The following is a 22,203-nucleotide window of genomic DNA, read 5'->3' on the forward strand; positions in this document are numbered from 1 at the left end:
CTTTAAACGCGCGTTTATTCCATGGTAAAAAAATTTAGATTCTTCTGCACGAGTCTCTGACAACCAGACTGCAATCAATCGTGATCTCTTTAATATCCGTCGTCCCCCGTTCGATTTTAGCAATCACGTCTGTGGTCAAATGCTTCAGCATATCGCTGAAATCGACGCGTATAGTTGTTAGTGCGGGATGATGCATTTCACTCAGCACATGATCGTCAAAACCGATGACCGAAATATCCTCCGGTACCTGCAAGCCATGTTCCTTCAGTGCGCGAATTGCACCGAAAGCTACGCTGTCATTGGCTGCAATAATGGCAGTCGGCAAGTCGCTTGTATTACGCAAAAGTGTTTGAATTGCATCATAGCCGCTTATTTTATGAAAATTGCCCGGCAATACCCAATCCGGATTGGTATTCAGATTGCACATGCTCATCGCTTTTTGGAAGCCCTCGTATTTCGTTTGGCCAGACAGGCGTTTCATATCACCATTGATGACGCCGATCCTGGTATGGCCGAGGCCAGCCAAATACGCCACAGCCTGTTTCATACCCGAATCATTGTTAAAATTGGCAACAATCCGATTGGGCTGGGGATATTCTTGATGCTTTTGATCAACGATGCCGACAACGAATCCTCCTGCTGTCAATTCTTCAATGAGTGGTTCACGTATCGCTGCGCCAATGAAGATACCTCCATCGATCCTGTTTTGGATGAAAATTTCTTTTACGCTTTTTATCGTATCCGTATTCTTGGTGTCGCGAATAATGTTTGTCAAGACATAATAGCCGTGCTCTGAAGCATTCTCTATAACGCTGACAAGTAACTTATTCGTCAGGCTATCGCTGGAAACATTGCCGGGTTCGATAAGAAACAGACCAATCGTGCACACCCGTTTGCCAGCAAGGACTTGGGCAGAAACAGAAGGAAAATAATTGTAGTCTTGAATCACTTTCATGACTTTGTCATGCGTTTCAGCAGGTACGTTCGAATATTTATTGATTACTCTGCTGACCGTACTTCTGGATACCCCGGCTATCCGGGCTATCTCCTCACTTTTAATCTTTGAATTTTTCAATGATGTTTGACCTCTTTCGTAAACACGCGTTTATGTATATATAATACATAGATCATTTAAGCGCTGTCAATCCTTATTCTTAGCACAAAATAAAAATAATTATTCATGTTTGATAAACCTTATTGAATGAACGCGCGTTTATGATATACTTGCACAAAGCGAATATTTCGTCATATCTAAACAACTGAACGAAGGATGGGATTCCAATGCGGCTTGGCGGCCAGGTGTTTCTTGAACAAAAAAATCCGGAGAGTTGGTTGAATGCGCTCAAGGAAGCGGGCTTTCGTGCAAAACCTGCCCCATTAGCGGAGATGAAGACAGCGTTGAACTTGAAGGTTATTTGAAAGCGGCTACACAAAATGATATCTTAATTTCCGAGGTTGGCGCCTGGAGCAACCCGATAAGCCGGAATGAAGACATTAGACGCAATGCCATAAACTATTGTATTAAAAGACTGGAACTTGCTGAGCGGATTAACGCTCAATGCTGCGTCAATATCGCTGGTTCGCGAGGCGAGCAATGGGATGGTCCGGATCCGGACAACTTCAGCGACGAAACGTTTGAACTGATTGTAGAGACGACGCGGGAAATCATTGATGCCGTAAAACCAGAGCGCACGATTTTTGCGTTAGAAATGATGCCGTGGGTATTCCCGGATTCTTCGGACTCCTACCTTTCGCTCATCAAGGCCATCGACCGCAAAGGCTTCGGCGTGCACTTCGACCCAGTGAATATCATCAGCAGCCCTCGAATTTATTACAGTAACAGCGACATGATACGTGACTTTTTCAAAAAGCTCGGTCCCTATATTCGAAACTGTCATGCAAAGGACATTCTTCTGAGGGGTAAATTAACAGTTCATCTGGAAGAAGTTATACCGGGTCAAGGTATTTTGGATTATCGAACATTCCTCACGGAATTGAACAAGCTGCACCCCGATACTACACTGATTATCGAGCATTTGTCGACTAACGAAGAGTATCGTCAAGCTTCAGCTTACATCCGAAGGATTGCCTCGGAACTCAATATTCCCTTGTGATGAAAGGTGTGTAAACTCATGACAGACGAACAGCTGTTGGAAGAATTGCTGCAGGAGGAGAATGAATTACAATTCGAATCTTTCTCGAATGAAACGGCGCTGCATATCGGGATGGACATTATTGACCGAGCTAAGGCTGAAGGTAAATCGATAACGGTCGATATACACATAGGCGAGCAGCAGGTGTTTCACTATGCATGTCCGGGCACTTCAGCAGACAACGATGCCTGGACCGCACGGAAAGCACGCATCGTTAATCGCTTCGGTCGTAGCTCTTACTATATGGAAGTCGAGCTAAGAGCCGCAGGCAAAACGATTTTAGATCGATATTTTCTGGATCCGTCTCGATACGCTGCATTTAACGGGGCGTTTCCTATCAGAGTTCGCGGAGCCGGCGTAATCGGTTCGGTTGTCGTTTCCGGCTTGCCCGGAGATCAAGATCATAAGCTTGTTACAGCGGTTTTGAGACAATTTATTGAAGAATCCGCAGACAGGAGGCATCATGTCTAAAAATGACGCAACATTTACTCCAATCTTTGACGGAAAAACACTCGCGGGGTGGCATTCCGTTCCTCGCCTGACTGTTCCCCGCGCCCCCGGCGAATCTGGACCGGATACTACAACCGAGAAATACCGACGCGCTGCGCAAACATCGGGAAAATGGACTGTTGAGGATGGTGCAATCACGGGACGGCAGGACCCGCCCGGGTGCGGTTACGGTGGTTATCTCCTCAGTGATGGGGTGTATGGCGATTTCGAATTGGCCTTCGAAGCAAATCCTGACTGGCCGGCGGATACCGGCATTTTGGTGCGAGCATCTGCCCTCGGCTCTCAAGGGTTCCAAATCCTTCTGGATCACCGCCGTTCGGGAAATATAGGCGGTATTTACGGCAATGGCATCGGCGGCTTCCATGGCATCAATTTTACCCTCGATGCGAAGTACGATGAGCAAGGTAATCCCACAGGGCTGAGACTGGAAGACCCAGCGACCACCATCGAGCCCATGACACCCGACAAAACGGCACTTCTTGAATATGCGGCAACCGGTGACCAGTTCTTATCAATATGGAATTGGAACAGTTGGAATGAATTCAAGATTCGCGTCGAAGGGCTGTCTCCGCGGATCATTGTCTATATCAACGATATGAAAATTTCTGAAATTGATACGGCAACCTTGAAGCACCCATTGTATAACGCTGCGGCGGTCAGGGATCTGCTGAGTCCGAAAGGACACATCGCCTTTGAAATCCATGATAACGATGTCGGTATGGGCGAAGCACGCTGGGCACCGAATGCGGCTTGCAGGTGGCGCAATTTACAGATATGCGAGATTTAGACGACCGCAGTAAGTTGGACTACTCCTTCCCCACTTCCTCATAGAGAACGATTAAACATTTTATGACTGCAAATATTTCTTAAATCCCTTACTTACTGTTCCATTAAATCCATTTGCCTCGAAAAACTTATGAGCATCTACACGAAACGAATTGCTAAGAAGCATGATCTTCGTACAATTCTGCTCCCTGCAAACCATATCAATATGATCTAACAACTTCTTGCCTATTCCTCTACCACGTACTGAATCGTCAACAACAATATTTTCAACTAAAGCATATGGTTGTAAACCAAACATGGGGTCTAAGAAAAATGACAGAAATACTGTAGCTTTCACTTGTCCATCAACATCGTAGACGTAAAGAAAGTTGTTGGTATCATTATTGATTTCAGCAATCCTCTCTGGCAAAACATTTATGGGTTCATCTGGGCAAAGGACTTCGTATAAGTGCTGAATTACATCTCTATCCTGAGGTATGGCTTCTCTAATCAAAATAATCTCTCCCTATTCCAAATAAATTATCTGCGATTTACCAACTGACGAAGACCCTCAATAAAAATATCTGCCTCCTCTTCCGTATTGTAAGGAGCAAGCCCGGCACGAACCCATCCACCCGTCCTGTTTATATCCAGTTTATCGGCAAGGGTAGTGGCATAAAAGTCGCCATCCGCTATAAAAACGCCATACTCCTCGGACATTATCTGACAAACTTCCTGAGGACTGAATTTCTCCACCCTGAAGGCTATCGTCGGTGTCCTTGGCACTTGGTCATCAGCTTGGTATAAAGTGATCCCTTTCATTTCTGAAAGAGCCTTCCGAATTTTGGCAGCTAGAACATTTTCATAATCTTCAATATTCCTAAACCCGGATTCGATTTTTTCTTTTCTTGTTGTACCTTCCCCTAGTGAAGCTATGAATTCAATGGCCGGCTTAATTCCAGCAATTCCTTCATGATTTTGTGTACCTGTTTCCAATTTATCCGGAATATATTTGGGTGCTGGGGCCAATTTATAGGTGTTAAGCTGCTCAAATAATTCTTCCCGAATCACGGCAATCCCGACATGAGGGCCAAAAAATTTATAAGCAGAACAAAGCAGTATATCTGCTTCCAATTGATCGCGGTTAATTGAGAAATGTGGAGCGGCATGCACTGCATCGACAGCAACAATGGCATTGAACTTGTGAGCTTGCGAGGCAATGTATCTTACATCATTAATAGTACCTACTGCGTTAGAAGCGAGACCAACTGCAACCAAACGGGTATTGGAGTTGATGATTTTATCCAGATCATTGAGGTCCAAAGTTAATGTTTGCGGATTCACAGGAATCCATCGAACGGTTACTCCCCGGTCAACAGCCATCGCTAACCACGGATCCACATTAGCCCGGTGATCCAATTCGGAAAGAACAATCTCATCCCCTGCTTTTAGAAAACGGCCTATCGCTCTACTAATGGCGAAGTTGAGTGTCGTCATATTGGCCCCAAAGGCAACTTCCTGTTCTTTAACTCCAAACAAGTCAGCTACGGCCAGCTTAGAATCCGAAATGATCGCCTCGGTTTCCCTACTGGATGGGAAGGAGCCATGAAGATTGGCGCCTCCTTGAGCCATGTAGCCAAAAATAGCGTCCATAGCGGATTTAACCACCTGCGAACCACCTGGTCCGTCAAAGTAAACAACTGACTTACCTTTATATACTCGATTTAAAGCTGGAAATTGGGAGCGGACTAGTTTTATTGGGAATGGCTGTTTGGTTGAGTTCATCTTTTTCTTCCTCTCATTTTTGAATTATTTAAAATCCTTTTATGATCAAGGTAATTCTCTAACTTTAGCTGAAAACCCTGCTTGTATTAAACTGCTCGTTATCTCCATTTTACTATGTTTCAGTCAAGAAGGAAGATTAATTACTTTATCCTGCCCTTACGGCATTATGGGAAGTATGCAACATTTATTTATATGCTTCGTTTAATAGTTTGAATTGACAATTAGGAGGAATTAACTTATATGAAAAAATGGCTTGTTCCTCCGTTAGTACTTATTTGCTTTTTAATATTTGTGGGTTGCAAAAATGTTTCCGAGCTGCCCTTTGTAAAAGTAAGCGACATCCAATCTTTCCAATACGAAATTGTAATGCACAAAGAGAATAACCCCGTACCACTCTTACCAAGCAATACTAAGGATAAAGTCATTATCGAAAAAATCACAAGTTGGATGGGCCAAGCCAAGTCCGAAGGGTTGGATAATCAAGTAACCACTCAGTCAATCCCACCTAATTTTCTAACAATAAAACTTACAAATGGATCTACTTACAGATTATCCCCTGGAGGCAATAATGATATCGTGTATGTTCAAATCGTGGACACAAATAAAACACTCCGTTTGCGTTCTTCTGACCTCCATACATGGTTGTGGACTGGCTGGGAAATAGACATTCAAAATACAAAAACCGATTATATACCAAAGGAACTGTCCTTCCTTCCAATATCCGAGAAAAATGTTTCCAATATTAAGGTTTGGGGACGTGGGATAGATGGAAGAGAAGCAACCTCGGAAGAGACCCAGAACATTCTAAAATGGGTTAACAGTGTAAAGCATTTTGAAAAAGAAGAGAACCTTCCAGGTGAAAGAAAAGCACCAATGTCTGAAATCAGAATTTATTTGAAAACGAACCAAGAGATTTCGATTCACCGTTGGGGCAAAAATTTAGAAATAAATTGGTCTTATCAATTCGCTCAAACAGATTTAGAAAAGTTTCTTGATGGACTTGCAAGCCCTACTACTTTGAAATAACATAAATTCCAAAGTTTATACCTCCTCAGTCGGGAGGTGTTTTTATATGTCAAAGATCAACAGAATAGTTAAACATAGATTACTTTATAAATACATAGTAAGAGGTTAGGAAAAGAACAGTAGAAAATACTTTATTTTCTTCAGACACTTGCAGGATAAAAGAAGATTCGTGTCGTATTGTGGTAATTAATATACAATAGCTAATTGATCTAGGAGGTAAAGGGTGGTGATCATGATCAAGGAAAAAAGGTTCTGGAACGGAATCAAAAAGTTACGCAAGATGAATGTCAGGTCTGTTCGATCACGGTTAATTGTATCCTTTATGTTAATTTTATTGGTGCCGAGCATATGCATCGGCTATTTCTCCTTTCAAAGCGCGGAGCAACAGCTTAGGGCTAAAATGTCAAGCGCCGCGAAATCGAGCGTGGAGCTCGTCAATAAGACGATTGATCAGTATATCGGCCCGGTTATGGCCGATGCCGACGTACTTGCCGGGCAGCTAAACGCAGCAGCGGTAGATAACAAAGATCCGGGTGTGCGCAAGCTTGTCGACGGCTTTATCGCGAAACATCCCGAACTCGAGCTGGTGACGATCGGCAACGAAAAAGGCAATTGGATGAAGGCTCCGGATCCCGGCAAGCAAGACTACGATCCGCGCAAACGGGACTGGTATATCGGCGCGATGAATAATCAAGGCAAGGTGTTTGTGTCCAAGCCCTATATTTCGGTCACAAGCAAAAATATGGTCGTTACCGTTGCGCAGGTTTTTCCCGACGGCAAAGGCGTTTTAGGGCTGAACCTGGACTTGAGTAAACTGAACGGGATGCTGAGGGACGTGAAAATCGGGGTGCAAGGCTATGTCTATCTATTGGACAGCGACAGCAAATATATCGCACACCCTACTAACGCGCCGGGTTTTGAAGCCAAAGGTCCCCAATATGAATATATGCACAAAAACGACCACGACTTTATCCAATACATATTGAATGGGGTAAATAAAGAAGCGTATTTCGCCACTAACACGCTGACCGGCTGGAAGGTCGTCGGTTCTATGATCGTCGCGGAGTACGCACAAGCGGCAAAGCCGATTCTGATTCGTACGCTTATCGTCGTTCTTGCTGCCATAATCATTTCTTCTCTTATCATCTGGTTTATCCTTCGTTCGATTCTGAACCCGATGCGGGAGCTGCAGCGCGGTACGGAACGAATCAAGGTCGGTGATTTAACCGGACGCATCCGGATCAAACATAGAGACGAATTCGGTGCACTAGCGAACGATTTCAACGCGATGGCAGAGTCGCTGTATTCGCTCGTCAGCGAAATGTCGGAGACTTCTGGCCAATTGGCCGCGTCGTCGCAGGAAATGACGGCGATCACAGATCAAACCGCCGACTCCTTGCAGCATGTCAATTCGTCGATCATGCTGGTTGCCGAAGCGACGGTTACCCAATCTCGGTCTACTGAAGAAACGTCGCGTGCGGTCGAGGAAATGTCGTCCGGCATTCAAAAAATCGCGATGGCGGCCGGTGAAATCGTTTATTCAGCGGCGAGAACGGACCAGGACGTACAGGCGGGAAGCGGTACCGTGCAGGAAGTGATCAAGCAAATGGCCAGCATTTTGCAATCCGTGGGCGAATCGTCCGCCATCATATCCAATCTGTCCGAGCTTTCATCGCAAATCCGGGACATGAATGCCGCGATTTCCGACATCGCCGGAAAAACGAATCTGCTCTCACTGAACGCCGCAATTGAAGCCGCACGCGCCGGCGAGCAGGGCCGAGGCTTTGCCGTCGTGGCCAGTGAAATCCGCAAATTGGCGGACCAATCTAAACGAACGGCAGACGAGATTCATTCGGTCATTTCACAAATGACCGGGATGATCGATACCGCTGCCCAAGTCATGAACGTGAAGGTGGTAACGGAAGTGGACAAGGGCATGGCGATTTCCGAAAAGGCGGGAGCGGCGTTCATCCAGATCGAACACTCCACCGGGCATATCGTGGAACAAATTCACGATATTTCCTCGATTGCGGAGCAAATGTCCGCAAGCTCCGAACAAGTGGCGGCTTCGATGGAAGAAATGACTTCGACAGCAATGCTTTCCGCAAGCAATGTCCAGAGCGTATCCGCTTCATCGGAGGAGCAGCTTGCTTCGATTCAAGAAATTAATTCTTCATCGGCACATCTGTCTGCCATGGCCGAGCAGCTGCAGCGGATGGTCGAGCGCTTTAAACTATAACATCATTCAAGGAAATAACAGCCTATTCGTTACTTGTAAACTTTGACCCGCAAGAAGGACATTTTGAAAAAAGTGACCCTCTTACGGGTCATTCTTTAATCATTTATAGATTTGAGCCAATAGATGACACTGGTTCTAACTTGACTCTCCTAAAGTTTTTCGAAGTGTTAAGGATTGAAAATGTGGTGTATCTGGTTTCAATGGAACAACATGGAAATCAATGACTTCAAAGAATTGTTCCACTGTATTTAATATATGTTCATCTAAGTACATGCTGAAAAAGCGTTTAGGTTCATAAGAATCATGCTCCCAAAGCCCTTCTGAATCTTGTCCTCCATAGACACCCAAGAAAAAAAGACCATCCGATTTTAAAACGCGACGAATCTCAAGTAGAACCTCACCTAAATTTGCTTTAGGTACATGAAGGAGACAATTCAATGCATAAACCGCATCGAATTTATCATCAGGAAAATCAAGCCTGTAAAAATCCATCGTCCGTGCATCGAGTCCTTTACTTCGGCAAATACTTATCATCTCTTCCGATAAATCAATACAAACGATATTTAAACCGTTATCTTTGAAATATAAACTATCACGTCCAGTACCGGATCCAATTTCTAGAAGAGATGACTTCCTTTCATCTTTCAGCAATGATAAAAAAGAATCCCGCTCTTCAGCTTTCCAAGGTTCAATCGGGACTTTATCTCTGATCTCGGCAAAATTATTATAAGCTTCCTTCAAATTGCTTTTTTCAAAATTTCCCATTTAATTACTCCCATCCTTTATACGAATCACTTGCTGCACGATTATCGATAATTCTACATGAATAGTCAATTGTCCTGCCTTTTATCGACGACTGATATTGCTTCCGTCGAACAATAGCAATAATATTTCTTTAATGTTGAAGGAAATCGAACACGACGAATGGAAATATACCTTTTGTATAGAAAAACTACAAAGATTCGGAGTGTTTCTCAGTTATGAATACCTTGTCGACCGATTTCCAAATGTTCACAGCCCGAGACGGGGCAAAGCTACCTTACAGATACTTTGGAGGACCATCCGATTGTGTGCTGATTTTTTTGCACGGCATTACCGAACCGAGCCTGTATTTAAGGGAATTAGGACAATATGTAGCAAAACATAATCTTGCCACCGTCTACCTGCCGGATCTGCGCGGTTATGGCGATAACCCGATACGTCGAGGCGACATCGATTACATCGGGCAACTGGACGATGATATCGATGATTTGTTCCGTCACGTCCAAGCTCGTCATCCGGACTCTCGAATCATTCTCGGCGGCCATTCCGCCGGCGGAGCGACTGCTCTGCGGCAAACGATCCGCCCGATTCACAAGGATATTCACGCTTACTTGCTGCTTTCCCCAGCTCTAAGTCCTAATTCGCCTCTAGAGCGCAAAGACGGCAACGGTAACGAATCCAAAGTCAACGTCACGAAATATGTGCTGCTAATGGCACTTAATGCGCTTGGTATCCATCAATTTGACCATACTGTCGTTTATCGTAGGCTGACACCTCCGGAGAAGCTCCATGGAACCGAATCCTGCAATCTTAGCTATCGCCTGGCATTGTCGCGCATGGTCGACAATCAATACGCGAAGTACCTCTCCCGGTTGACCCAACCGACCTTCGTTCTCATAGGCGAGGACGATGAAGTGTTCCGCGCCGATGCGTACGAACAAATCTACAGCAAGTACTGCAACGCTGAGGTCCGCGTCATCCCCGGCCATAATCACGACGCGGTCGTGACAACTAGTGAGGCACACACCATCGTGGGTCAGTGGCTGCAAAAGGTATTGGAGAACTGATAGAACTGCTATTCTTCCCGTTCAGCATAGAAAAAGGGATCGTTGACTGCGAAACAGCCGGCGATCCCTTTTTAATAAATTCCATTATCCTTCAATATATTTAATATCGTTAATTAGTAGTGACATTGTATCTTCTCAGTACCGTGGGAACACGGATATTTCACCTTCTCCTATAGGCTACATAAAATATATTACAGTAAAGAGAAGCTTCGAGGAGGATTATTGTGATATATCTTTGTCCCATTTGTGGTGAATGGTGTGAATACTACAGTCATGGTCATAGTAGTTACTGGCTTCAGGCAATCAACCAGGTTAGAGTAAAGGATCCAACAATCATCGATGAATGGAATTCGGTCCTCATTCCTCCTGCACCTAAATTGAAACCAGTCACAGTTGATCCCAAAACTACCGCATTATTAGTTTTAGATATGGAAACCACCATTTGCAAAAGTCCTCGTTGTGTAGCCTCTATCGTCAAGATTAAAGAACTATTGTCTGAAGCCCGCGAAATGGGGATGCTAGTGGTCTATAGCCTCACTCCTATGGGAAGTCCCTCTGATATTGCCGGGCAGATTTCTCCCTCAAAAGTTGATCCAATTGTGAAATCCGATGTTGATAAGTTTTACCAAACCAACTTAGAACAGATATTACAAAACCATGGTATTAAAACAGTGCTTATAACTGGTTTTGCCGCCAATGGTGCAGTCCTTCATACAGCCACTAGTTCAGCTTTCCGAGGTTATAATGTGATTGTTCCCGTTGATGGCATGTCCGCAAATAATCCATATGCCGAGCAGTACACAGCTTGGCATATGCTTAACAGTCCTGGAACCCGAAACCGCGCAACTCTAACGAAAATAAATATGATAGGCTTTTAAGAGCCTAAAAAATAGGTGTCCATTTCTTGCTCATTAACCGTATCATTCATATTGACTCTATAAGCCTTGGCTTTCGGCCTGGAACTTACAATTTTACTGATCTCCTGATCGATAAAATGGATGGCAACTCCGTCATCAGCAGCAAGACCAGCTTGTATTTCCCCTGTACGAATAAATTTATGGTACGCGGGTCTTCTTTCTAATTCATTATCGTAATGAGGACAATTGCTGCCTTTCAAAAAGCCTAAACATTTTAAAGGTTCAAGTCCATTGCCAAATGAATCCGTAATTCCTTCATCGAACCAACATATCGAACCAGCACTGATTCCAGCTAAAACAATGCCTTGATTCCAAGCTTTTTCTAAAATGAAATTTAGACTCCAGTCTTTCCATAAAGCTAATAGATTCTTTGTATTACCGCCACCGACGTAAATAATGTCCTTATTTAGAATAAAATCCTCCAAATCTCTTGTTGGTGGTTTGAATAATGATAAATGAGATGGCTTACAATTCTGATTTTGAAAGAAGCTATAAAACCTTGAGATGTAGTTTTCAGAATCACCACTGGCAGTTGGAATAAAACAGATGTTTGGATTATGATTATTTGATTGTTTAAGGATGTATGTATCTAACAAAGGGTTTACTGGTTCCATGGAGAACCCTCCGCCTCCAAGAGCAATTATTTGTCGCATTTTTGATCTCCCTTTCATCGCAAAAGTATCTCTGTTAGCGAATTTTTCACCAGAATGACCTGAATTACATGCCCCACTCCGGTATGAAACAGACCTTCGTCTCTCCTTTGTTCTCCGTAGAAGAAATGTAGAACCTCAAACCCGCTAGTCCACGCTAGTACTTCTTCAGGACTATAAAGCAAATCAACTGCTTTAGGGCCGCCTGTTTGATAACGAATTTGCTCTTCCGAGTAAACCTCCATCATAATAATACCACCTGGTTTCACGACGGCGAGCAATTTGTCAAACACCTTTCTTTGTTCCGCTTTTGGGAAGTGACCAAACACCATAATGGCACCGTCATAAACTTCTGAAGGCACTGGATCATAAAGCAAATCTTTTTTCTCGGTTACCACCTTTACTTGGAATCGTTCCGCCAGCTTTTCTGTTTTCTTCAATCCATTCTCCGCATAATCCCATGCCGTCACCTGATATCCTTGCCTTGCCAGAAACACGGCATTCCTGCCTTCTCCTTCAGCAAATGCCACGATTCGCTTCCCATTGAACCGGTGAGCTTGGGCTTCGATAAAGGCATTGGGTTGCTCGCCATACATGTACTCGTCCGCTCCGAAACGTTCATTCCATTGATCCAGCATCCTAACAGCTCCTAATTTTTATAAATTATTTTACTATATTATAGAGTAACATAGCCATGGGAGTCGAACCCTACAACGAACCCTTTAATGTGCCCATTTCTTTCTGAATTTTGATCGTTCAGGATCTCATTGTTTAGTTTCCAGTTTGTAGTGACCTTCTTCCCGTTTAAAACCATGTATATTGTCAATTCTCGTATACGCGATGTTATTGTTATCCACCCAGTGTTGGGGGAGAAAAGAGTAACGGGCGTTTTCTGTCAGCAAAAGATGTTCCAGTTTCAGCGTATCCAGATGGAATACGGATAAATTGAAAGTATCATCGGGATCGACAGGGGAGTTAGGAATTTTCAGACCGCTTTGGAAACCGATCGCCAAATTTTTCGAATCGGATGAAAATATAGCTTTTCCCATAAAATTGAATGAAAGTACAGTTCGCATCGTTATAGTTGAGATGAGTTGACCGAATCTGAGCGGAGATGTGCCTGAATCCGCCAGCATAAATTTGCTGTCCGGTGACCAATTAAATTCCTTTATTTGAATGCCTCCATTTATTATTTGAAAGGGTCGATCCTCATTTACTTTCCAAATATAAGCGTCCCCGGATTGGTCATTGGGATTTCCTTTTAGGAAGGCAACCATTTTATGATTCGGTGACCATGTAACCAGCATGTCGTTGACTACGCCTGAATGGTTATCGTGTCCTTTACTTGCATCATAGACTTTAGGGCTGGTTGCCAGCGCATTGATTTTCCAAACGCCATGCTCTTTGACGACGCCGACGTATCTTTCATTACTCCCCTTCCCCCATGATCCATTCTTATCAGGAACGACATCCAGATTCACAACAAAATGTACGGATGGTTTGTCCGCATTTTCTTTTGGTTCCTGAAGCCGATGGTAAGGTTCAATGGAAATCATTTTTATGGATTCAATTCCAAAATGGCCTTTTTCTGCCTCTTCTTTTGAAAAGTTCGTTGTCATAGAGGTAGACATCATCGCATATGCACCATCTACATCACGCTTCCCAATTGCGTCAAAATAGGCGGCGATCAATTTGCGGACAGCTATTTCATCGTCCATAGTGGCGGGGAAAAACTGAACAGTCGAGGTACCGCTTGCGGTTGGCGACGCTTTCGGCGTATTGATTGCATTAGGTGTAACTGTCTGCATAATCCCTGTTGTTGGAGAGTCGGTTAAGATTGGGGTTTTTCCTGGCGATGTTGTTTCCGATCGAGCATCGCAGGCTGATACAGCAAAAATAATCATCGCCCAAGCAAATATTTTTTTCCGCATGAAATCTTCTCCCTATAGCTCAGTCAACGTTAAATTATTCAGTTTGGGTTCTATCAAATTTTTTAGGGATCTAATATCTTTGCTTGCCTCAGTAATTAGTTTATTACCGTTGCAAAGAGTTGTTGATTCTTTTCCTTTCAAATTCTCTGTAAAAACTAAATATTTATTTCCTTTTTCAAATTCAGTTCCACACATTCCAAAGAAACCACTAAACACATAACCATTTGCCAGGTTGCCCTTCCAGACCTTATCCACGCTAAAAATATTATTAATATAGACGAATATTGGAAAATATAGTTGCGTGATCCTGCCAGTTTAGCATTCGTAACCTGATGAAAATAAGTATCCCTTACTTTTAAAATATTCTTCTAACTCTTCTTCAGAGAGAAAGAATGCGGTTTTTGGTCTTTTGATATTCATCATTAATAATTCATCACAATCCAAAGCATTCCATGGTTCAAGTCCGTAATACGCTTCTGCTAGACTCGTTAAAATGCCAGCTGAATATGATTGTGAACCATCTTCATGGTGCATTTGAGCCACTTGTTTTTTATCAATCTTTACTTGTGAGTTGCCAATAATTTTCCAATCAAAGCTATTCAAGCATACCGAACCTAGATTCAAAACGGAAATAACTGGTGAAGAAACGATGTTATCAATCGATGGAATGTCTTTGCCCCTACACTCAAATAGTGCGCAATGCGGTGACGTTTTGTATTTTTCCCAAACAACTTGCCCGAAAGACAAAGAACCGTCAGACAATGGAATAGAAAATATATCACCTAGCTTCCATTTTTGAGGTTTCGGTCTATTCCATGTGTTAATGATTAGTCTAACCTCTTCGAGATAAAAAGGTTCAATTTTTACCGAGTTTGTTGCAAGGTCATTTATTAATAATGCTACTTTAAGAATCTCTTCTGCTCTTTTCGAGCTGGCTTTTATCAAGACAAAGCTATCTTCATAATCAATTTTCACCATCTTGATTAATTCATTATTTAACTTTCGTAACGCCGCACGAAGTTTCTTTACTGCCTCGCTATTTGTAGATACCTGAAATTCATTTTTCAGACTTTGGATAATCATAAAACCAGGAGTATTGTGGTCAGGTAAGTGGAGTTTAATCATTCCTACTTGGATTGAAAAATCTTGCATAATCATCATTCAATGTTTCCTCATCTCAAACCATATTACTCAAAATTTCTTTTTACATAGATTAGTATTATAACCACCAAGGAGGTGAATAAATATGGCTGTTTTTTCATTAGGAGCGGTATCCAACCTTGCTGGAACTACAATCCTATCAACATCTGTTGAATTACGTGTTACCAACACAACTGCCGCGCCGCTGACTCCAATCATAGTAAATGCTTATAGCGCTCCCGGAGGAGCGCCAGGTGGTGCAGTTGAAACATTATATTTCACGACTACATTTGCATTGGGTGCACCTAATGCAGTGGTGATCCTCAATATTCCTACAACGGTACCAGCTTATGAAATTCGTGTTTCCTCTCCTGCTGCTGCTGGTTTCATAAGTGATATTTCACTATATGCCCAAGGAAAAGATAGTGCAGGAAACTTTGTACCCGTGCATGCATTTCCGTTTGGTGATTGGAATATAGTTACTACTGAATAATTATGAACGTCCAAGCAGAAATGAGAATACTTGAATATATTATTATTATTATTATTAGAAAATCGACCCATTTCTATTCACCTCGGCACCCTATATTTGATAGGGTGCTTTTCAATTTGTAAGTAGATTTGAGTTTGTTATCATTTTTTGTTATGGCAGCAGATCGTAGCAAATGCATGATTGTGTTGTGGTATTATTATTACCTATGTAAAATGTATAAAATATCCATGTAACACTTATAAAGCTCCTGCATCCTGGACAATTTTCAGCGCTTTATCATAATCATCCTCTTCTATTACAAGAGTTAATAATATGTCATACCCTGTCACCATATTATCTGGACCACCTGAGCTAAATCCGCTTGCGCTGACACTGGTTGCAGCCAAGATACCTGAGTTTCGATCTGTAAAATCTCCTCCTAGGGTTAAATTACTCAAACTCGGAAAATCGCTGGTCAATGGGTTCATGATGTGATCCATCCCATCCCCGGGATACCCGTCGAACCGATCAATCGCACTATCCACGAGCTTTAGTGATTTCACTTTTGCCAAAGCTTCTTTCGCTTGCTCCGGACTCTTGAAATATGCAAGGATACTTCTTTCTGCCACATCATTCACTCCCAATTCTATATTTAATCGGTGGAAAAATCATTTCTAAGGAGATAAGCTGGAAGGTGAAGGTACATTGCTCTTTAAATCAAAATGTTCTATTGGCGGGGTTTCTTCCTCTTGTAAGCTTTGATGCTCAATCTCACTGCTTAAATCCATTAATTTTTCGGAAATTTCTTGAGACTTATCCTTAAGAAGATTTATTTTATGAAATCTCTGTAAAGCATTATATCCATCAGGATGAGCATTTTTCTGTTCTGATTCACTCAGTTTTTCAAAAGCTTCTTTTTGATCACCTAAAGCGGAACGGTACGCATCAACACTAGATCTTAATTTTGATTCAAGCAGAGACATGCTCTTTCGTATTTCCAATCGAAGTAAGGCAAATTCATTACGAATTTCTTGAATATGTTTATTTCCTAAGTCATCATTCAACATCGGTTTGTAGCATTTACCAATGACTTCATTGATGTTAATTAAAGTGCTTGAATAGGCATACGAAATTTCGGGTTCACTTCTCAAATATTCCTGGATTTGATTGACATCATTTTCTAAACTTTTCAACTTGTTGCTGATGGTTATTATCATTATGGAACCTCCACTGCAAAAAATTCTCTAGTATTATTTTACAGATGAGAACTTTCTATGCAGGATGTGTGGAATAACAGCAACTGTCGATCAATCCACATACACTCGTATTTTATGTACGGCATTATTTGCATATCCTTTCTTATTCCAATCAGGTTCAACTCTTTGCGTATTGCCCGCAGCATCCGTTGCTTTAACCATTAGATCATATGTCCCGGCATGACGGGCATTCCATTTCCATGACCAACGTCTCCATGAAGAAGGCACAGCAAGATCTAACCATGATGCCAAGTTCCAAGTCTCCCCTCCATCCGTGCTTATATGGACCTGAACAACCGGATAAACCCCAGACCATGCTACCCCTGCTATCCAATGTTCCCCTCTCGTCAAAATCTCTTGATCAGAAGGCCGGGCAATTGTCGAATTCACTTTGATGACGTTTAAAGGTTGACCATCGGTGACCGACTCATCTTTATAAAATACATAATCTACTGCTTGAAATGGACCTGCAAATGGACGATCTGTGACATGGATTCGATGCAGCCATTTAACTGATGCCATTCCATACCACCCCGGAACGATGAGCCGAGCAGGAAATCCATGCTGGTATGGTAACGGCTTTCCATTCATATACAACGCTATGATCGTATTAAGCGGCATTGCCTCTCTAAGCGGAAGGCTTCTTGAGTATGAAAATATCCCTGGCATATCGGTGCGCTCTCCATAATCCACGGCTTCAAAAACAACCTCGACCGCGTTTTGCTGAATACCGCAATATTCGAGAACATTCTTCAGAGGGACACCGGTCCAAACGGCATGACTTATCGCTCCAAGCTCCCACTGTTCACCCCGAGTTTTCGGATGAAATAAAGCTCTTTTGTCGCCAGCACATTCTAAGGTCACAGGCAGTGTAATTTGAGGCATTCTAATTAGATTTTGATACGTAAATTGATTAGGCCAGTTCACGCATCCTTCAACACTTAAATACCAAGAGCGCATGTCTATAACCGGATACATGAAGTGATTGCGGTTGAAGAAAAGATGTTCCGGTGTTATCCAATTTGAAATTGAAAATATCGGAAACTCTTGATTTTCCGGGGCGATTTTACGCGTTATTTGATGAGGCGAATACAGCAAAACAAACCCCCCTTTCACACTGTTTCCTTACAATGTATGGGTTGCTAACTTGACTGATTCATTCCTGGCTATTCGGTTAACGGATAAATTGTTCAAATCTGAGAAAAGCTAACGCGAATAAAACTAAGTGAATGAAAGGACATACATCACATGCAGCCACAAACCTCTCCAACGCAACAACACGGACAAGCTATATTGGAACAGCCTCCACAAGTCATTACAACAAAAGATTTTCTTTATCTAAAGGATCAATTGTCATGGGAACTCCTGGCTATGAAAAAATGTCATCATTTTGCTCAAGAGTGCTCTGATCCCGATATTAGACAAGCAATTGATGAAGCTGGCCAAATGCATCAACGGCACTACCAGCTCTTTCTCAAACACATGCAAAACAATAATACTGTTGAAATGTCCAATGTTCAGCAATTGCAGGAAATCATGGAGGGGAAATCCAAATGACTCAAAATCAGAATCAAAATCAGAACCAAGACCCTTCAACTATCAAAAATCCTAAACCATCGTATGAGCCGCAAGTGAAAGGGCCGGAAATGACTGATCGAGATCGACTTAACGACATACTTGCCTTGGAAAAATATTTAACCGACAGCTTCAACATATCGGCTAGGGAAGCAAGTCACGTTTTCCTGCATCAAGACATCATGACGGTGTTAAACGAGACGCACCAATGCCAGTATGAAATGTATCTGATGATGTTCAGAAAAGGACATTACAAATTGGAAGCGGAGCAGCAGTTGAAGCTCGATAATGCCTATCAGCAGTTTAGTAACTATTCAACACAATTTCCATATCAACAAACATTTGTACAATAATAATAAAACAGTCAACTTGCTGCTTCGGGAAAATTATTAATTATGTATGATGAGGAGGTCTTTTGCATTGAAAAAAATGATGACTCTCTTTGCAACTACAAGTTTAATCGTGACAGTCATTGGGGGATGTGGAAAGGCCTCAGCACCTGACAACATAATGAAGAGCAAGTCGGCGGATCCTCCCGTTACCATGCAGGCGACAGGAGTACCTCCTGTCAGCGGATTATCTGCCGCTCAGCAGCAGTTTAGAACAGAACTAATAAAGAAATATGGCAACCAGACACCTACTCGGTGGGGTGAAAATGTGCCTGGTGTGCTTACCCGCATGGTGACAAACGACAAAGTGATCGCCCTTACGTTTGACGCCTGCGGAGGCACAGGGGGCAGTGGATATGATAGAGTGCTGATCGATTATTTGATCAAGGAAAGCGTCCCGGCCACACTTTTCATTAATGCTAGATGGATCGACGCCAACCCGCAGACTTTCATGTTGCTTGCGAAAAACCATTTGTTTGAAATTGAAAACCATGGTTATCTGCACCGCCCATTATCGGTGAAAGGTAATGCCGCTTGGGGTATATCCGGTACCAAAAATGTCGGTGAAGTTGTCGACGAAGTGCTGATAAACACAATGAAAATTCAAAAACTAACTGGCAGACGTCCAATCTTTTTTCGCTCGGGAACAGCTTTTTACGATGAGGTCTCCACTAAGATCGTTAATGATTTAGGGCTGAGCGCGGTGAATTTTAGCGTGTTGGGAGATGCGGGAGCCACTTTTAATCAGTCCCAAATCAAAAACGCGCTGTTATCATCCAAAAATGGCTCTGTTGTAATATGCCACATGAATCATCCGGAAAAAGCAACCGCAAAAGGGGTAATGGCCGCCATTCCCGACCTGAAAAGAAGAGGATTTCGCTTCGTCAAATTAACAACATACCCACTTATGTGAAATGAGAAACCGGACTATTGCTTGTCAGTCGAAGCTTCAATCGGTTGAGCGTGCCGGTTCTTCGTCCTTATGCGGCTGAATGGCATGTATAAGAGTATGAAGATAACGAGCGCGATTCCCTCTTCCGAGAGCAAATAATAAGGGTAGTTCCCCAACAAATCTAACACCGAGGCGGTATCGGGCTTGTGCAGCAAGAACATGTAGTTGGCGCCCAACAAATAATCTGTTAAGCCGACCAGAACAGCAAGTCCGTTCAAAAACAGCATGGTTAGACCGACCGAACGCAGTGTCGGTTTCATGTTCCCGATCCATGTCATGTAAAGCGGCGCCAGTATAATGGCACTGTGGACGACGAAGAAATGGAGGAACCGAAAATGAGGGAACGGATAGTCGAGATTCGGCGTTAAGATCGCCTGCATTGCCCCACCCATCCCAGCGAAAAATAAAAACTGGTAAAGAAAGTAACTGCGTTTCATTAACATCACAATGGAGAGAATCAAGCTGATACTGCATAATTCAAGTGGAAGTGTGTGCCTAAAATCCCAAATCCCGTTCAAGACATACCAGATATTCAGACCGACTTCCGGCACCAGCAAGGCAGCGATCAGCAAGTAACGGACTGCAGCTGCGCGAGAATGTATAGCCAATCGGTGCCGGCCGGCGTACAGCCCGATGATCGCAGCAGCCAGCAGCGCAATGCATATCAGATGTGAGGCTGAGAACATCACAAAATAGTTCGATATTTCCGGCCGAAAGAAAGCGTTAAACTTCATCTCTACTCCCCTCTCCTCCCATTTACACTAAATCACTGCTTCTTTGTTAATTTAAACACCAGAAACAGTTGACACGGCTCATTGGTTATAACTTCAATCTAATCCATTAAATCCTGCTAAGATAGTTCTATTTTTTGATAGTACCCCCAGACATATTTACAAAATCTAATAGTTTTGTAAAGACGAAAAAAGAGTTGCCCACGGCAGCCCTTTCGCCATTTTGTTCCTCACCTTTTTTAGAAGAAAGTCACTTCATAACATTTTTTTGCATTTTGCATAGAGTCATTAAGTACCGGTGGCAACTTTATTACTTCCTGTATCGACAGCATCTGAATCCACTACACCGGTAATACTGAAAACATTACTGGATATCCTAAAGTCGCCTACGTTGGCGCTGCCAGAGCCCTCATAAGCTTTTGTGCTTGCGGTAGGTGAAACCACCAAGTTATCTCCGTTAACAAAGCTCCCCACATTACTCACTATTTTAACAACTCCTGCAAAAGAGGGCATAGCTATCAGCTCCTTATCCTAATGTGCTTTAGTGTATGCCTTAATGCTGGGAAGGGTGCTGTTTGTCTTTTGAAGTAATTTTGATGTCTAAGTGTATTCTAATGTTCTTTTCTTCTTACAAACCCAGCTCTTCTTGTACGGCCATCTTCATGTTTCGTGATTTTTGCGCCAAGCCGAAGTAAGCCAGCAGCGCTAACACACTTGTCGACAGGATAATCACGCCCATGGGAACGGCTGAATATTCTCCGGCAATGCCAACCAACGGAGAAGTGATTGCGCCAAGCAGGAACGGAAGCACACCCAGTATCGCCGATGCGCTTCCCGCCATATGGCTTTGAGATTCCATGGCCAGCGAGAACGAGGCTGTGGACGTCATCCCGATCGACGTGACAAAACAGAACAGCGGCGCAACCAGGGCGATCAGCGGACCGTGCAGCAGAATAACCATCAGGGCCGTCAGGCTGGCCGCGGCTGACAATAGCAGTCCGAAAACAAGGAACCGGCGCTCCGAAATGAGGTGATTCAAGCGGCCCACAAGCTGGGAGCCAATGATCAAGCTGATCCCGTTCGAGGCGAACAATAACGCAAACAGCTGCGGCGATGCCCCATAAATCTTCTGGTAAATAAAAGGCGTCCCGGAGACATACGCGAAGACGCCACCGATCATAATACCCTGAGCCAGTGCGAACCCTAGAAATTGACGATCGCCAATCAGGGATTGAATCCCTTTAAACAGCTCGACAAAATTGCTGGAGATCCGTTTCTCTGGAAGGAGTGTCTCTTTCAGTCCAGCGGTCGCCAAAACAACCAGCACGATCCCCACCACACCCAAAACGATAAAAACGCCAACCCAAGTCGTAAACGAGATAACACCGCTTCCCGCTAGCGGCGCAATGAGCGGAAATAGATTGTTCACCAGCATTAGCAAGGAAAAGAAGCGGGTCAACTCTGGTCCACTGTACAAATCGCGAACGACCGCCCTTGAAATCACAATACCTGCAGAGGCGGCGAAACCCTGTATAAAACGCGCGACAATAAAAAAATAAATATTCGGTGAAATCGCACAGACAAATGAAGCGGCCAAATAAAGAATCAGCGATAAAATAACGGGTCTGCGCCTTCCATACATATCGCTAAGTGGGCCCATAATAATCTGCCCCAGTCCGAGGCCGATCAGGCAGGCCGTCAAACTCAGCTGCACCAATGATGCCTGCGTTCCGAAAAATGCCGTAATTTCAGGAAAAGAAGGCAAATACATATCGATCGTCAGCGGCCCCAAAGCCGAAAAAGCGCCTAACAGCAGGACAAGTCTCCAGCGGTTACTATTTTTCTCTTGTTGCATGTTTTGATTTTCTCCAATCCTTTTTCTT

The 22,203-nt window shown here is 43.3% G+C and carries 26 protein-coding genes; 12 read left to right on the forward strand and 14 right to left on the reverse strand.

Going from position 1 to position 22,203, the window contains the following annotated elements; genetic code table 11:
- Positions 1-34: 34 nt before the first annotated feature.
- A complete protein-coding gene (locus BLV33_RS03725) occupies positions 35-1,075 on the reverse strand; it encodes a LacI family DNA-binding transcriptional regulator (RefSeq protein WP_090788392.1) in 1,041 nt (346 codons plus the stop codon).
- A gap of 206 nt (positions 1,076-1,281) precedes the next feature.
- On the opposite strand from BLV33_RS03725, the gene BLV33_RS29835 reads away from it, so the two are divergent.
- The 4 genes from BLV33_RS29835 to BLV33_RS03740 are packed head-to-tail and all read left to right on the forward strand — an operon-like array spanning position 1,282 to position 3,450.
- Positions 1,282-1,419 (forward strand): hypothetical protein, encoded by a 138-nt coding sequence (locus BLV33_RS29835; RefSeq protein WP_253186962.1) that lies wholly within the window; start codon positions 1,282-1,284, stop codon positions 1,417-1,419.
- Complete coding sequence (locus BLV33_RS03730; protein ID WP_253186963.1) at positions 1,416-2,114, forward strand: sugar phosphate isomerase/epimerase family protein; 699 nt, start codon at positions 1,416-1,418, stop codon at positions 2,112-2,114. Before BLV33_RS29835 ends, BLV33_RS03730 begins: the two co-directional genes overlap by 4 nt.
- 18 nt (positions 2,115-2,132) lie before the next feature.
- On the forward strand, positions 2,133-2,624 hold the full coding sequence (locus tag BLV33_RS03735) for a heme-degrading domain-containing protein (protein WP_090788394.1): 492 nt from the start codon (positions 2,133-2,135) through the stop codon (positions 2,622-2,624).
- Positions 2,617-3,450: a 3-keto-disaccharide hydrolase gene (locus tag BLV33_RS03740; protein ID WP_090788396.1), complete on the forward strand. Its 834-nt coding sequence runs from the start codon at positions 2,617-2,619 to the stop codon at positions 3,448-3,450. Before BLV33_RS03735 ends, BLV33_RS03740 begins: the two co-directional genes overlap by 8 nt.
- 60 nt (positions 3,451-3,510) lie before the next feature.
- On the opposite strand, the gene BLV33_RS03745 is transcribed toward BLV33_RS03740, so the two are convergent.
- Complete coding sequence (locus BLV33_RS03745; RefSeq protein ID WP_090788398.1) at positions 3,511-3,942, reverse strand: GNAT family N-acetyltransferase; 432 nt, start codon at positions 3,940-3,942, stop codon at positions 3,511-3,513.
- Positions 3,943-3,968: 26 nt separating this feature from the next.
- Positions 3,969-5,213, reverse strand: coding sequence for a cysteine desulfurase-like protein (locus BLV33_RS03750; protein WP_090788401.1), 1,245 nt, complete (start codon positions 5,211-5,213; stop codon positions 3,969-3,971).
- A gap of 240 nt (positions 5,214-5,453) precedes the next feature.
- On the opposite strand from BLV33_RS03750, the gene BLV33_RS03755 reads away from it, so the two are divergent.
- Both BLV33_RS03755 and BLV33_RS03760 read left to right on the forward strand, forming a co-directional pair.
- Entirely contained in the window at positions 5,454-6,239 is a 786-nt protein-coding gene (locus tag BLV33_RS03755; RefSeq protein ID WP_090788403.1) for a hypothetical protein, read from the forward strand.
- A gap of 232 nt (positions 6,240-6,471) precedes the next feature.
- Positions 6,472-8,478 (forward strand): methyl-accepting chemotaxis protein, encoded by a 2,007-nt coding sequence (locus BLV33_RS03760; RefSeq protein WP_253187198.1) that lies wholly within the window; start codon positions 6,472-6,474, stop codon positions 8,476-8,478.
- 135 nt (positions 8,479-8,613) lie between these two features.
- Here BLV33_RS03760 and BLV33_RS03765 read toward each other — a convergent pair whose 3' ends face one another.
- Positions 8,614-9,243 carry a class I SAM-dependent methyltransferase gene (locus tag BLV33_RS03765; RefSeq protein ID WP_090788407.1) on the reverse strand — a complete coding sequence of 210 codons (630 nt, stop codon included), beginning with the start codon at positions 9,241-9,243 and terminating at the stop codon, positions 8,614-8,616.
- 215 nt (positions 9,244-9,458) lie between these two features.
- On the opposite strand from BLV33_RS03765, the gene BLV33_RS03770 reads away from it, so the two are divergent.
- Together BLV33_RS03770 and BLV33_RS03775 are read left to right on the forward strand one after the other, a co-directional pair.
- A complete protein-coding gene (locus BLV33_RS03770; protein WP_090788409.1) occupies positions 9,459-10,307 on the forward strand; it encodes an alpha/beta hydrolase in 849 nt (282 codons plus the stop codon).
- A 224-nt stretch (positions 10,308-10,531) separates the two neighbouring features.
- A complete protein-coding gene (locus tag BLV33_RS03775; protein ID WP_090788411.1) occupies positions 10,532-11,185 on the forward strand; it encodes a cysteine hydrolase family protein in 654 nt (217 codons plus the stop codon).
- Here the strand turns inward: BLV33_RS03775 and BLV33_RS03780 are convergent.
- The 4 genes from BLV33_RS03780 to BLV33_RS03800 form a co-directional block, all read right to left on the reverse strand.
- A complete protein-coding gene (locus BLV33_RS03780) occupies positions 11,182-11,877 on the reverse strand; it encodes a Type 1 glutamine amidotransferase-like domain-containing protein (protein ID WP_090788413.1) in 696 nt (231 codons plus the stop codon). The two genes, BLV33_RS03775 and BLV33_RS03780, sit on opposite strands and share 4 nt — an antisense overlap.
- A 14-nt stretch (positions 11,878-11,891) precedes the next feature.
- Positions 11,892-12,512, reverse strand: coding sequence for a class I SAM-dependent methyltransferase (locus BLV33_RS03785; RefSeq protein WP_090788415.1), 621 nt, complete (start codon positions 12,510-12,512; stop codon positions 11,892-11,894).
- A gap of 126 nt (positions 12,513-12,638) precedes the next feature.
- Positions 12,639-13,805 carry a hypothetical protein gene (locus BLV33_RS03790; RefSeq protein WP_090788417.1) on the reverse strand — a complete coding sequence of 389 codons (1,167 nt, stop codon included), beginning with the start codon at positions 13,803-13,805 and terminating at the stop codon, positions 12,639-12,641.
- Positions 13,806-14,120: 315 nt separating this feature from the next.
- Positions 14,121-14,966: an Imm26 family immunity protein gene (locus tag BLV33_RS03800; RefSeq protein WP_090788421.1), complete on the reverse strand. Its 846-nt coding sequence runs from the start codon at positions 14,964-14,966 to the stop codon at positions 14,121-14,123.
- A gap of 85 nt (positions 14,967-15,051) precedes the next feature.
- On the opposite strand from BLV33_RS03800, the gene BLV33_RS03805 reads away from it, so the two are divergent.
- Positions 15,052-15,438 carry a hypothetical protein gene (locus BLV33_RS03805; RefSeq protein ID WP_090788422.1) on the forward strand — a complete coding sequence of 129 codons (387 nt, stop codon included), beginning with the start codon at positions 15,052-15,054 and terminating at the stop codon, positions 15,436-15,438.
- Positions 15,439-15,674: 236 nt separating this feature from the next.
- On the opposite strand, the gene BLV33_RS03810 is transcribed toward BLV33_RS03805, so the two are convergent.
- From BLV33_RS03810 to BLV33_RS03820, 3 genes are all read right to left on the reverse strand, one after another.
- Entirely contained in the window at positions 15,675-16,046 is a 372-nt protein-coding gene (locus BLV33_RS03810; RefSeq protein ID WP_090788424.1) for a hypothetical protein, read from the reverse strand.
- A 45-nt stretch (positions 16,047-16,091) separates the two neighbouring features.
- A complete protein-coding gene (locus BLV33_RS03815; protein ID WP_090788427.1) occupies positions 16,092-16,634 on the reverse strand; it encodes a hypothetical protein in 543 nt (180 codons plus the stop codon).
- A 90-nt stretch (positions 16,635-16,724) separates the two neighbouring features.
- Positions 16,725-17,771 carry a sulfite oxidase gene (locus BLV33_RS03820; RefSeq protein ID WP_090788429.1) on the reverse strand — a complete coding sequence of 349 codons (1,047 nt, stop codon included), beginning with the start codon at positions 17,769-17,771 and terminating at the stop codon, positions 16,725-16,727.
- Between the two features lie 150 nt (positions 17,772-17,921).
- Here BLV33_RS03820 and BLV33_RS03825 point away from each other — a divergent pair, with 150 nt between their 5' ends.
- The 3 genes from BLV33_RS03825 (at position 17,922) to BLV33_RS03835 (ending at position 19,550) form a co-directional block, all read left to right on the forward strand.
- A complete protein-coding gene (locus BLV33_RS03825; RefSeq protein ID WP_090788431.1) occupies positions 17,922-18,230 on the forward strand; it encodes a spore coat protein in 309 nt (102 codons plus the stop codon).
- Positions 18,227-18,601 carry a spore coat protein gene (locus BLV33_RS03830; protein WP_090788433.1) on the forward strand — a complete coding sequence of 125 codons (375 nt, stop codon included), beginning with the start codon at positions 18,227-18,229 and terminating at the stop codon, positions 18,599-18,601. The genes BLV33_RS03825 and BLV33_RS03830 overlap by 4 nt, the downstream gene beginning before the upstream one ends.
- A 76-nt stretch (positions 18,602-18,677) precedes the next feature.
- Positions 18,678-19,550 (forward strand): polysaccharide deacetylase family protein, encoded by an 873-nt coding sequence (locus BLV33_RS03835; RefSeq protein ID WP_253187199.1) that lies wholly within the window; start codon positions 18,678-18,680, stop codon positions 19,548-19,550.
- A 14-nt stretch (positions 19,551-19,564) separates the two neighbouring features.
- On the opposite strand, the gene BLV33_RS03840 is transcribed toward BLV33_RS03835, so the two are convergent.
- The 3 genes from BLV33_RS03840 to BLV33_RS03850 all read right to left on the reverse strand — a co-directional run bounded on the left by BLV33_RS03840 (position 19,565) and on the right by BLV33_RS03850 (position 22,175).
- Positions 19,565-20,323, reverse strand: a complete 759-nt coding sequence (locus tag BLV33_RS03840; protein ID WP_090788437.1) for a YwaF family protein — start codon at positions 20,321-20,323, stop codon at positions 19,565-19,567.
- Between the two features lie 285 nt (positions 20,324-20,608).
- Positions 20,609-20,833 (reverse strand): spore germination protein, encoded by a 225-nt coding sequence (locus BLV33_RS03845; protein ID WP_090788439.1) that lies wholly within the window; start codon positions 20,831-20,833, stop codon positions 20,609-20,611.
- 115 nt (positions 20,834-20,948) lie between these two features.
- Positions 20,949-22,175, reverse strand: a complete 1,227-nt coding sequence (locus BLV33_RS03850; RefSeq protein WP_090788440.1) for a multidrug effflux MFS transporter — start codon at positions 22,173-22,175, stop codon at positions 20,949-20,951.
- Positions 22,176-22,203: the final 28 nt, after the last annotated feature.

Origin of the sequence: Paenibacillus sp. GP183 (assembly GCF_900104695.1) — a bacterium.
GTDB lineage: Bacteria > Bacillota > Bacilli > Paenibacillales > NBRC-103111 > Paenibacillus_AI.

Coding starts and splice junctions, on each gene's coding strand:
- BLV33_RS03800 (WP_090788421.1), bottom strand. CDS start 14,966: ATGATGATTATGCAAGATTTTTCAATCCAAGTAGGAATGATTAAACTC.
- BLV33_RS03760 (WP_253187198.1), top strand. CDS start 6,472: ATGATCAAGGAAAAAAGGTTCTGGAACGGAATCAAAAAGTTACGCAAG.
- BLV33_RS03735 (WP_090788394.1), top strand. CDS start 2,133: ATGACAGACGAACAGCTGTTGGAAGAATTGCTGCAGGAGGAGAATGAA.
- BLV33_RS03825 (WP_090788431.1), top strand. CDS start 17,922: ATGCAGCCACAAACCTCTCCAACGCAACAACACGGACAAGCTATATTG.
- BLV33_RS03740 (WP_090788396.1), top strand. CDS start 2,617: ATGTCTAAAAATGACGCAACATTTACTCCAATCTTTGACGGAAAAACA.
- BLV33_RS03845 (WP_090788439.1), bottom strand. CDS start 20,833: ATGCCCTCTTTTGCAGGAGTTGTTAAAATAGTGAGTAATGTGGGGAGC.
- BLV33_RS03750 (WP_090788401.1), bottom strand. CDS start 5,213: ATGAACTCAACCAAACAGCCATTCCCAATAAAACTAGTCCGCTCCCAA.
- BLV33_RS03790 (WP_090788417.1), bottom strand. CDS start 13,805: ATGCGGAAAAAAATATTTGCTTGGGCGATGATTATTTTTGCTGTATCA.
- BLV33_RS29835 (WP_253186962.1), top strand. CDS start 1,282: ATGCGGCTTGGCGGCCAGGTGTTTCTTGAACAAAAAAATCCGGAGAGT.
- BLV33_RS03780 (WP_090788413.1), bottom strand. CDS start 11,877: ATGCGACAAATAATTGCTCTTGGAGGCGGAGGGTTCTCCATGGAACCA.
- BLV33_RS03850 (WP_090788440.1), bottom strand. CDS start 22,175: ATGCAACAAGAGAAAAATAGTAACCGCTGGAGACTTGTCCTGCTGTTA.
- BLV33_RS03785 (WP_090788415.1), bottom strand. CDS start 12,512: ATGCTGGATCAATGGAATGAACGTTTCGGAGCGGACGAGTACATGTAT.
- BLV33_RS03835 (WP_253187199.1), top strand. CDS start 18,678: ATGATGACTCTCTTTGCAACTACAAGTTTAATCGTGACAGTCATTGGG.
- BLV33_RS03830 (WP_090788433.1), top strand. CDS start 18,227: ATGACTCAAAATCAGAATCAAAATCAGAACCAAGACCCTTCAACTATC.
- BLV33_RS03815 (WP_090788427.1), bottom strand. CDS start 16,634: ATGATAATAACCATCAGCAACAAGTTGAAAAGTTTAGAAAATGATGTC.
- BLV33_RS03770 (WP_090788409.1), top strand. CDS start 9,459: ATGAATACCTTGTCGACCGATTTCCAAATGTTCACAGCCCGAGACGGG.
- BLV33_RS03765 (WP_090788407.1), bottom strand. CDS start 9,243: ATGGGAAATTTTGAAAAAAGCAATTTGAAGGAAGCTTATAATAATTTT.
- BLV33_RS03755 (WP_090788403.1), top strand. CDS start 5,454: ATGAAAAAATGGCTTGTTCCTCCGTTAGTACTTATTTGCTTTTTAATA.
- BLV33_RS03840 (WP_090788437.1), bottom strand. CDS start 20,323: ATGAAGTTTAACGCTTTCTTTCGGCCGGAAATATCGAACTATTTTGTG.
- BLV33_RS03805 (WP_090788422.1), top strand. CDS start 15,052: ATGGCTGTTTTTTCATTAGGAGCGGTATCCAACCTTGCTGGAACTACA.